This is a genomic window from Cellulomonas sp. A375-1, from assembly GCF_001040865.1.
GTDB classification, from domain to species: Bacteria; Actinomycetota; Actinomycetes; order Actinomycetales; family Cellulomonadaceae; genus Cellulomonas; species Cellulomonas gelida.
Genome location: NZ_LFKW01000110.1, coordinates 3,912 through 14,797, shown reverse-complemented (window position 1 = coordinate 14,797; position 10,886 = coordinate 3,912). Strand labels below are relative to the sequence as shown.

Annotated in this window: 6 protein-coding genes; 5 read left to right on the top strand and 1 reads right to left on the bottom strand. The window is 71.5% G+C overall.

Going from position 1 to position 10,886, the window contains the following annotated elements:
* Positions 1-553: 553 nt before the first annotated feature.
* The 5 genes from CWIS_RS11570 to CWIS_RS19785 all read left to right on the top strand — a co-directional run bounded on the left by CWIS_RS11570 (position 554) and on the right by CWIS_RS19785 (position 9,750).
* Positions 554-2,596, top strand: coding sequence for a beta-galactosidase (locus CWIS_RS11570; RefSeq protein WP_048343450.1), 2,043 nt, complete (start codon positions 554-556; stop codon positions 2,594-2,596).
* Positions 2,597-2,705: 109 nt separating this feature from the next.
* Positions 2,706-3,968: a maltose ABC transporter substrate-binding protein gene (locus CWIS_RS11565; RefSeq protein WP_048343449.1), complete on the top strand. Its 1,263-nt coding sequence runs from the start codon at positions 2,706-2,708 to the stop codon at positions 3,966-3,968.
* 85 nt (positions 3,969-4,053) lie between these two features.
* A complete protein-coding gene (locus tag CWIS_RS11560; RefSeq protein ID WP_048343448.1) occupies positions 4,054-5,688 on the top strand; it encodes an ABC transporter permease subunit in 1,635 nt (544 codons plus the stop codon).
* A complete protein-coding gene (locus CWIS_RS11555; RefSeq protein WP_369796559.1) occupies positions 5,688-6,596 on the top strand; it encodes a sugar ABC transporter permease in 909 nt (302 codons plus the stop codon). The genes CWIS_RS11560 and CWIS_RS11555 overlap by 1 nt, the downstream gene beginning before the upstream one ends.
* A 97-nt stretch (positions 6,597-6,693) precedes the next feature.
* Positions 6,694-9,750 (top strand): glycosyl hydrolase 53 family protein, encoded by a 3,057-nt coding sequence (locus tag CWIS_RS19785; RefSeq protein WP_082156411.1) that lies wholly within the window; start codon positions 6,694-6,696, stop codon positions 9,748-9,750.
* Between the two features lie 61 nt (positions 9,751-9,811).
* Here the strand turns inward: CWIS_RS19785 and glgB are convergent.
* The coding region (glgB, locus tag CWIS_RS19450; RefSeq protein ID WP_048343455.1) for a 1,4-alpha-glucan branching enzyme at positions 9,812-10,886 on the bottom strand (1,075 nt) is incomplete at its 5' end.

Sequence of the window (10,886 nt, the reverse complement as noted above, 5' to 3'; positions counted from 1 at the left end):
AAGAAGCCACCCCACACGGGGTGGCTTCTTCTGTTTCCCCGGCAGTTCGCGCGCCTCGACGGGCCAGTTGCGGCATTGACTCGACCGGGCCTGAAGGGGCTGTTGCCGAAGTGTGGTGAGCTCGAGACGCGCGGATGCGTCACGGCGGGCGTCGAGCCAGGTCCGGTCACCACGCCGGCTCACCCACCGTCGGGCCGGCTTGCTCGAGAGCGGTGCGCCGTCGCGCATGGGCGACCTGCCGCGGCCGGCTGCGGCGAGGGCGTCGAGCGGGTCTGAGGCGCTTCGCCGCGCGCTCGCGCATCCGGAGCGGTGATGCTGCGCGGGACTGCCGACTCGGGCGTGTCCGGAGGGCTCGTGGCCTAGGTCCGACGGACGGCGGATGTCCGCCTGCGGCCCGTCTTCGATCCCCCGGCTGTGCACGATCACAGTCAGGTAACAAAGTGACCCGTGACTGGGTCGGCGGGTTCCGCTTCAGGACGCGGTTGTGGTTGAGTGTGCACGTTCACAGACCGTGAACGTGCACAGTGCAGTGCGAACGACCCGACGGAGTGTCATGCCCTTCCCGAGCTGGCCCACGAATGACGCGATCTGCTTCGGCGGTGACTACAACCCCGAGCAGTGGCCGCGCGAGGTGTGGGACGAGGACGTCGTCCTCATGCGCGAGGCCGGGGTCAACCTGGTCAGCGTCGGGATCTTCTCGTGGGCGCTGATCGAGGTCGCCGAGGGTGTGTTCGACTTCTCCTGGCTCGACGACCTGCTCGACCTGCTGCACCACAACGGCATCGCGGTCGACCTCGGCACCCCCACTGCGTCGCCCCCGGCGTGGTTCTTCTCGGCGTACCCGCACGCACGCGTGGTCGCCAAGGACGGGACGGTCCTGGGCTTCGGGTCGCGAGGGATGGCCTCGCCGAGCTCGCCCGAGTACCGGGCTGCGGCGGTGCGCGTCGCGAGCGAGCTCGCGCGTCGGTACGCGCAGCACCCGGCCGTCGTGATGTGGCACGTGCACAACGAGTACGGCGCTCCGGTGGGCGAGGACTACTCGGAGACGGCCGTCGCGGCGTTCCGGGTGTGGCTCCAGGAGCGACACGGCTCGCTCGAGGCGCTCAACGCGGCGTGGGGCACCGCGTTCTGGGGTCAGTGGTACACGCAGTGGGACCACATCGGCGCGCCGCACGCCACGCCGACCGTCGCGAACCCCGCGCAGAAGCTCGACTTCGCGCGGTTCACCGACCACCAGCTGCGCGCGTGCTTCGTCGCCGAGCGCGACGCGATCCGCGCCCACGCCGAGCAGCCGATCACGACGAACTTCATGGCCAACGAGTGCCCGGGAACGGATCTGTTCGCCTGGGCGCGCGAGGTCGACATCGTCTCGAACGACCATTACCTCACCGCGGCCGACGAGCGGAACCACGTGGGTCTCGCGCTCGCCGCGGACCTCACGCGATCCGTCGCCGGCGGTGCGCCGTGGATCCTGCTCGAGCACTCCACGTCGGCGGTGAACTGGCAGGCGCGCAACGTCGCCAAGCGCCCCGGGGAGATGGGCCGCAACTCGCTGTCGCACGTGGCGAGGGGCGCCGACGGGATCATGTTCTTCCAGTGGCGCGCGTCGCGCTCGGGGGCGGAGAAGTTCCACTCGGCGATGCTTCCCCACGCGGGCACGTCGTCGCGCGTCTGGCGCGAGGTGGTGCAGCTCGGGCAGGACCTCGCGGCGTTGGCGCCGATGCGCGAATCTCGCGTCGAGGCCGACGTGGCGATCCTGTGGGACGCCGAGTCGTTCTGGGCGCAGGACCTCGAGTGGCGGCCCTCGGTCGACGCGCAGCACAAGGAGCGCGTCCGGGCGTACTACGAGCGCCTGTGGCGCGACGGCCTCACGGTGGACTTCGCGCAGCCGTCGCAGGACCTGAGCCGGTACCGCCTCGTCGTCGCGCCCGCCTCGTACCTGCTGCGCGCGCAGGACGCCGAGAACCTCACGCGCTACGTCGAGGCGGGCGGGACGCTCGTCGTCTCGTACTTCTCGGCGGTGGTCGACGAGCACGACGCGGTGCACCCCGGCGGCTTCCTCTCGCCGCTGCGCGACGCGCTCGGCGTGACGGTGGAGGAGTTCCTGCCGTTGCGGGCGGGCCAGAGCACGCAGGTGTCCTGGCACCCGGACGGCGAACCGGCGGCGCTCCTGACGGCCGACGTCTGGCAGGACGACCTCGTCGTGCACGACGCGCAGGTCGTCGGGACGTACGTCGACGGGCCGGCGGCCGGGAGGCCGGCGATCACGCGCCACACGCACGGCGCGGGTTCCGGCTGGTACGTCTCGACGAGGCTCGACATCGACGACCTCGCGCCCGTGATGGCCGCGGCGTACACCGACGCCGGGATCACTCCCCGCGGGTTGCCGCTCGACGTGGAGGTCGTCACGCGCCACGGCGCGGACGCCGACTTCGTCGTCGCGATCAACCACACCGCCGAGGACGTCAAGGTCGACCTCGGCGACGGCCACGAGCTCCTGCGCGACGCGCCGGTGGCCGGGGCCATGAGCATCTCCGCAGGTTCGGTGGCGGTGCTCCGCACCGCCCGGCACCACGGAGGTGATGGCCGACCGTAGAGCCCCGGGCGCCCGCCTGAGGCGCCGCCCGTTGCAGTTCGGTTCACCACGTCGCAGCGCCGCGACGCCCCAGGGCGCGCGCGCGACGGCACCTACCGGAAGGACTCCCATGCGCAAGACCCTGATCCGCACGGCGGCCGTCGCCGCCGCCCTGACGTTCCTCGCCGCGTGCAGCGGCAACGAGACCCCGGCGGCGGAGACGACGAGCCCCGCGGCTGCCGAGACGACCGAGCCGGCCGGCGGCGCCACCGGCGCGCTGACCATCTGGGTCGACGAGAACCGCAAGCCCGCGGTCCAGGCCGCGGTGGACATCTACAACAAGACGAACCCCGGCGTGACGGTCGAGCTCGTGCAGAAGAACTTCGAGGACATCCGCGCCGACTTCCTCGCCCAGGTCCCCACCGGCGAGGGCCCGGACATCACGATCGGTGCGCACGACTGGCTCGGCTCGTTCATCGTCAACGGCGTGGCCGAGCCCGTCGACCTCGGCGACAAGGTCTCGGAGTTCGAGTCCGTCGCGACGCAGGCGTTCACGTACGACGGGCAGATATACGGCCTGCCGTACGCGCTCGAGACGGTCGCGATCGTGCGGAACACCGCGCTCGCCGACTCGACGCCGGCCACCTGGGACGAGCTGATCGCCAAGGGGACCGAGGCGAAGACCAAGTACCCGTTCGTCATCAACACCAACGGCACGACGGGTGACGCCTACACGTACTACGGGCTGCAGACGTCGTTCGGTGCACCGGTGTTCGTCCAGAACGCCGACGGCTCGTACACGAACGAGATCGGGATGGGCGGCGACGCCGGCCTGGCGTTCGCGACGTTCCTCGGCGAGAACGGCATGAAGGGCTCCGGCCACTTCTCCACCGACTGGACCTACGACGTCGCCAACCAGGAGTTCGCCGACGGCAACGCGCCGTACACGATCGCCGGTCCGTGGGCGATCCAGACGTTCAAGGACGCGGGCATCGACGTCGCGGTCGACCCGATCCCGTCGGCCGGTGGCGAGACGGCAGCGCCGTTCGTCGGCGTCCAGGGCTTCTACCTGTCGGCGCAGAGCGAGAACAAGCTCGTCGCGAACGACTTCCTCGTGAACTACGTGGCGACCGCCGACGTCATCAAGGCGCTGTACGACGCCGACCCGCGCCTGCCCGCGATGACGGTCGTGGCCGACCAGGTCGCGTCCGACCCGATCGTGGCGGGCTACCTCGCCGCGTCGAAGAACGGTGCGCCCATGCCGTCCATCCCGGAGATGGGCGATGTGTGGGAGCACTGGAACGCCGCGGAGTCCTCGATCATCTCGGGTGCCGCGACGCCCGAGGCCGCGTGGACGAAGATGCTCACCGATCTCGAGGCCGCGATCGGCTGACGGACCGGGTCGGCGGCGAGGCCGCTGGCGTAGCCCTCGCCGCCGACCCTTCCCGCTCCGCGTACCACAGGCCTCCGGAGGAGACATGACCACCGAGCAGTCGCTCACCGCCGCCGTCGTCGGCGACGAACCGCCGCCGACGCGGCGCAGCAGGCAGTCCCATGCGCGTGCGTGGGACGGACTCGGCTTCGGCTTCCTCGCGAAGCTCGCGCTCATGGCGCTGGTGAACGCGCTCGGCGTCGCGGCCGGCTGGTCGGCCTACGTCAACGGCGCCTGGGTGCTGCTCGGCGTCATGGTGGGTCTGCTCGTCGTGGCGGACTGGGTCTACTTCAGCCGGCGGCCCGTCCCGCTCAAGTACCTGTTCCCCGGGCTGGCGTTCCTGGCCGCGTTCCAGCTGTTCACGATCGGCTACACGGGCTACGTCGCGCTGACCAACTACGGCACGGGGCACAACGTGACCCAGGCGCAGGCCGTCGACGCGCTGCTGAGCCAGAACGAGAAGAAGGTCCCCGACTCGCCGACCTACCCGCTCACGATCGTCGAGCAGGACGGCGAGCTCGGCTTCGCGATCGTCCAGGACGGTGCAGCCGCCGTGGGCACCGCCGACCAGCCGCTCGCCGCGGCACCCGACGCGACCGTCGCCGACGGCGTCGTGACCGCGGTCCCCGGGTGGCAGGTGGTGCCGAAGAACCAGGTGCTGAGCGACCCTGCGCTCGCGGACGAGGTGCTCGCGCTGCGCGTCCCGATCTCCGACACCGCCGAGGACGGCTCGATCCGCACCGGCGACGCCACGATCGGGTCCGTCTACCGCTCGGTCCTGGTGTACGACGAGGCCGCCGACACGCTGACCGACGCCGAGACGGGCGTGGTCTACCGAGCGACCGACGACGGGCAGTTCGTCGCCGAGGACGGCACGGCGCTGCCGGTCGGCTGGCGCGTGTTCGTCGGGTTCGAGAACTTCACGAAGGCGTTCACCGACGACACCTACGCCGGCCCGCTGCTGAAGATCGCGCTCTGGACGTTCGTGTTCGCCTTCGCGAGCGTGGTCGTCAGCTTCTTCTTCGGCCTCGTGCTCGCGCTGGTCTACAACGACCCGCGGGTGCGCGGTCGCCGCGTGCTGCGGACGCTGTTCATCCTGCCGTACGCGTTCCCCGCCTTCCTGTCCGCGCTCCTGTGGCGCGGCATGCTCAACGCCAACCCCGACTACGGGATCGTCAACCAGCTGTTCTTCTTCGGTGCGCGCATCGAGTGGCTCGACGACCCGACGCTCGCCAAGGTCTCGGTGATCCTGGTGAACCTCTGGCTGAGCTACCCGTACTGGTTCCTGGTCTGCACGGGTGCGCTGCAGTCGCTGCCCGGGGACGTGCAGGAGGCCGCCCGGATCGACGGCGCCGGCCGGTGGCGCACGTTCCAGTCGATCACGATGCCGTTGCTGCTCGTCTCGACCGCGCCGCTGCTGATCGCGTCGTTCGCGTTCAACTTCAACAACTTCACCCTGATCTACATGCTCACGGGCGGCGGGCCGCGGTTCACCGACACCTCGGCGACGCTCGGTCACACCGACATCCTGATCTCGATGGTGTACCAGATCTCCGGCGTCGCCGGCGGTCGGGCCGACTACGGCCTGGCCAGCGCGCTGTCGATCATCATCTTCGTGATCATCGGGGTGATCTCGGCGCTCATGTTCCGCCGTACTCGCCAGCTCGAGGAGGTCAACTGATGAGCGCGACCCACGTCCAGGACGGCGTGATGGCGACCCAGGCCGCTCTGCGTGCGCGCGGCCGCCGCAGGCGCTGGTTCGCCGAGGTGAGCTGGAAGTACCTGCTCGCGGTCGTGGTGATCGTCTACGCCGCGTTCCCGCTCGTCTACGTGCTCTCGGCGTCGCTCGCGAGCAGCGGCACGCTCACCGGCTCGACGCAGCTGTTCCGCTCGGTCACGTCCGCCAACTACCAGGCGCTCGACTCGACGCGGTTCTGGGAGTGGGCGGGCAACAGCCTGCAGGTCGCGGTGGTCACCGCGGTCGGCTCGGTGCTCATGGGCGCCGCGGCGGCGTACGCCTTCTCCCGGTTCCGGTTCCAGGGGCGCCGCGGCGGGCTGACGACGCTCCTGATCATCCAGATGTTCCCGCAGATGCTCGCGTTCGTCGCGATCTTCCTGCTGCTGCTCTCGCTCGGCGCGGTGATCCCGTCGCTCGGGCTGAACAGCAAGCTCGCGCTGATCTGCGTGTACCTGGGCGGTGCGCTCGGGTCCAACACGTTGCTCATGTACGGGTTCTTCAACAGCGTCCCGCGCGAGCTCGACGAGGCCGCGAAGATCGACGGGGCCTCGCACGCGCAGATCTACTGGACGATCATCCTGCGCCTCGTGACCCCGATCCTCGCGGTCGTCGGGCTCCTGTCCTTCATCGCGACGTTCGGCGAGTTCATCCTCGCGCGCGTGATCCTGACGTCCGAGAGCAACTGGACGCTCGCGGTCGGCATGTACGCGTGGGTCTCCGACCAGCTCAACGCCAACTGGGGCCTGTTCGCGGCGGGCGCCGTGATCGCCGCGCTGCCCGTGCTCGTGCTCTTCCTGGTGCTGCAGAAGTACATCGTCGGCGGTCTGACCGCCGGATCCGTGAAGGGCTGAGTCCGCTCGACTGCGCCCGCTGTGGTTCGACGACCCGTCGTCCGGGACGGCTCGTCGCTGCTCGTCCGACCCCTCTCGCTCGACGAAGGGAAGTCCCGTGCTGTCATCGTCGTCCGCACGTCCCCGCCGGCTCGCCGCGTTCGCCGCGTCCGCCGCCGCCGGTTCGCTCCTGGTCCTCACCCCGCCGCTGGCCGCCTCGGCGGCCGACGGACCGGCGCCTGATGCTCCCGCCGGCATCGTCGTCGAGCCGGTCGAGGGCCTGCCCGCCGACTTCGTCCGCGGGGTCGACGTCTCGTCGGTCGTCGCGCTCGAAGAGAGCGGGGTCGTGTTCCGCGACGCCGCCGGGCGGCCCGCCGACCTGTTCGCGACGCTCGCCGCCTCGGGCGTGACCGACGTGCGGGTGCGCGTCTGGAACGACCCGTACGACGCGCACGGCGCGGGCTACGGCGGTGGCACGGTCGACGTCGACCGCGCGGTGGAGATCGGCCGGCGGGCGACCGCCGCCGGGCTCGGCGTCCTGGTCGACTTCCACTACTCCGACTTCTGGGCGGACCCCGCCAAGCAGTCGGCGCCCAAGGCGTGGGCGGGCCTCACGGTGGACCAGACGGCCGACGCCGTCGAGGCGTTCACGACGACGAGCCTGCAGCAGTTCGAGGACGCGGGCGTCGACGTCACGATGGTCCAGGTCGGCAACGAGACGAACAACGGCGTCGCGGGCGTCTGGGTCGCGGACAACGGCTGGGACTGGGGCGAGGTCGCGAAGATCTACTCCGCCGGGAGCGCCGCGGTGCGCGCCGTGCTCCCCGACGCGCTCGTCGCGCTGCACTTCACGAACCCCGAGAGCAGCGGCTCGTACAGCTGGATCGCGAGCGAGCTCGCCGAGCACGACGTCGACTACGACGTGTTCGCCTCGTCGTACTACCCGTTCTGGCACGGCTCGCTCGACAACCTCACGAGCGTGCTCAGCCAGGTCGCGACCACGTACGACAAGAAGGTCATGGTCGCCGAGACGTCGTGGGCCGCCACGCTCGAGGACGGCGACGGGCACCCGAACACCGTGCGCGCCGGCCAGAACGACGCGAACCTGCCCTACCCGATCAGCGTGCAGGGCCAGGCGAACGCGTTCCGCGATGTCGTCGAGGCCGTGCACGAGGTCGGTGACGCGGGCATCGGCGTCTACTACTGGGAGCCCGCGTGGCTGCCGGTCGGGTCGCCCACGCAGGACAACGCGACGCTCTGGGAGCGGGACGGCTCCGGCTGGGCGTCGAGCGCCGCGGGCGAGTACGAGGACGACGCTGCGACCTGGTACGGCGGCTCGTCGTGGGACAACCAGGCGCTGTTCGACGTCGAGGGCGAGCCCCGCGCCTCGCTCGGCGTGTTCGGGGCCGTCGTGACCGGTGCGGACGCCCCGAGGGCCACGTACGAGGTGGCGCCCGCGACGGTCGCGGTCGACGACGGTGCGGCGATCACCCTGCCCGCCACGGTGGGCGTGACCTACAACGACGCGACCACGGCCGACGTCCCGGTCACCTGGAGCGACTCGGTCGAGTGGATCTCCGGCCCGGGCACGTACACCGTCTCGGGCACGACGAGCGACGGCGACGCGGCGCGCGCGGTCGTGACCGTCCGCGCGGTCGGCGCGGGCGTGAACCACGTGCAGGAGCCCGGCTTCGAGACGTGGGGCTGGCCGGCCTGGGCGTTCGACGGGACCGCGGCGGAGTGGAAGCCGGGAGACGCCTTCGAGGGCAGCTACGCCGTGAACCTGTACGTCGCCGAGGACCGCAGCGGCTCGGTGCGTCAGACGATCACTGGCTTGGAGCCGGGCGCGTACACGCTGTCCGCCGCCGCGGCCGGGGACGGAGAGGCCGCGGGCGACACGGTCGAGCTGTTCGCGACCGTCGACGGTGCGACGAGCACGGCGCCGTTCAGCCTCGACGGCTGGAAGGTCTGGAGCCGACCGACCTTGCCGGTCGTCGTCGGTGAGTCGGGGACGGTCACGGTCGGCGCGCAGTTCGACCTGACCGCGGGTGCGTGGGCGTGGCTCGACGCGTTCTCGCTCGTGAGGACGGTCGACGCCCCCGACACGTCCGAGCTGACCGGGGCGATCGCGGCCGCGGACGAGGTCTCGCCGCACCGCTTCACCGCGCAGTCGTCGGCGGCGCTCGCGCGTGCCGTCGAGATCGGCCGGATCGTGCTCGCCGGCGGCGACCTCGTGGCGCAGGACCAGGTCGACGCGGCCACGGCGCTCGTCCTCGCGGCGACCGCGGGCGTCGTCGTCGCACGCGAGGCGACGCCGCGGGTGACCGCGTCGTCGCCGCGCGTCGCGCACGGGCAGGCCGCGCAGGTCACGGTCACGGTCGCCGCGGGCTCGACGGAGCGACCCACCGGGGACGTGGCCGTGACGGTGGGCGGGACCACGGTCGACGCCGAGCTCCGCTACGCCGACGAGGGCACGGTCGTCGTGCCCCTCCCGGTGCTGGCGCCCGGCACGCACGCGGTCACGGTCGCGTACGGCGGCGACTGGAAGGTCGCCCCGGCGACCGCGCGCGCGACGGTCAGGGTCGCGAGGGCCGTGGCGACCGTCACCGGCCGGCTGCAGAGGTCGACGATCACGCCGACCGAACGGGCCAAGGTGGACGTCGTCGTGACGGCTCCCGCCGGCCTGATCCCGACCGGCACGGTCACCGTACGGGCCGGGCGGTACGCGCAGGTCGCGACGCTGCGCTCGTCGGCCAAGGGCAAGGTCACCGTGACCCTGCCGCGGATGACGTCGCGCGCGGAGCGCACGGTCACGGTCACGTACTCGGGCGACGCGTCGCTCACCGCGGCGTCCGCGGTGGTCGGGACGCTGCGCGTCGCGAAGGCCGTGCCGCGCGTGACGGCGACGCTCGAGCGCGCGTCGGTCTCGGCGTCGCAGCGGGCGAAGGTCACGGTCCGGGTCTCGGCGCCGGGGGTGGCCGCGCCCACCGGCCGGGTGACCGTGCGGATCGGCGCGACGAGCCACGTCGTGGCCCTCCGTGCGGCCGACCAGGGCCGGGCGACCGTCGAGCTGCCGCCGCGGACGGCGGGCACGTACACCGTCCGCGTCAGCTACCTGGGCAGCGCGAGCGTGCTCGCGGGGAAGGCGGCGCCGCTCACGTTGCGCGTCCGCTGAGCCCAGGACGACGCGAGGGCGGTGACCGACGGCTGCGGTCACCGCCCTCGTGGTGCGTCGGTCAGACCTCCTGCTGCAGGAAGATCGCGCCCAGCGGGGGGACGCGCACGAGCGCGGAGTACGGCCGGCCGTGGTGCGGGTCCGGCTGCGCCTCGACGACGCCGAGGTTGCCGACGCCCGAGCCGCCGTACTCGTGCGCGTCGGTGTTGAAGACCTCGGTCCACCGGCCGCCGGCGGGCAGCGCGAGCCGGTAGCTCTCGTGCGGCGTGCCGGCGAAGTTGACCAGCACCACGAGCGGCGGCGTCGCCGTGCCCTTGCGCAGGTAGGCGAGCACGTTGTGGTCCGCGTCGTCGGAGTCGATCCACTCGAAGCCGTCGGGCGTGTGGTCGAGCTGCCACAGCGCCGGGGTGCGCTGGTAGAGCGCGTTGAGGTCGCGCAGCATGCGGTGCACGCCGGCGCGCAGCGGGTCGTCCAGGGCCCACCAGTCGAGCGAGCGGGACTCGCTCCACTCGTCGGGCTGCGCGAACTCCTGGCCCATGAACAGCAGCTTCTTGCCCGGGTGGGTCCACTGGTAGGCGTACAGCGCGCGCACGCCCGCGGACTTCTGCCAGTGGTCGCCCGGCATCCGGGCGTACACCGAGCCCTTGCCGTGCACGACCTCGTCGTGCGAGATCGGCAGGAGGTACTGCTCGGAGAACGCGTAGACCATCGAGAACGTGATCTCGCCGTGGTGGTACCGGCGGTGGATCGGCTCCTCCTTGAGGTACCGGAGCGTGTCGTTCATCCAGCCCATGTTCCACTTCAGGCCGAAGCCGAGGCCGTTGTGGTCGGTGGGCGCCGTGACGCCGGGCCAGGCGGTGGACTCCTCGGCGATCATCATCGTGCCGGGCGCCCGGCGGTACGCGGTCGCGTTGGTCTCCTGCAGGAAGGCGATCGCGTCGAGGTTCTCGCGCCCGCCGTGCTTGTTGGGGCGCCACTGCCCGGGCTGGCGCGAGTAGTCGAGGTAGAGCATCGAGGCGACCGCGTCCACGCGCAGCGCGTCGACGTGGAACTCCGTGAGCCAGAAGACGGCGTTGGCGACGAGGAAGTTGCGCACCTCGTTGCGGCCGTAGTTGAACACGTACGTGCCCCAGTCG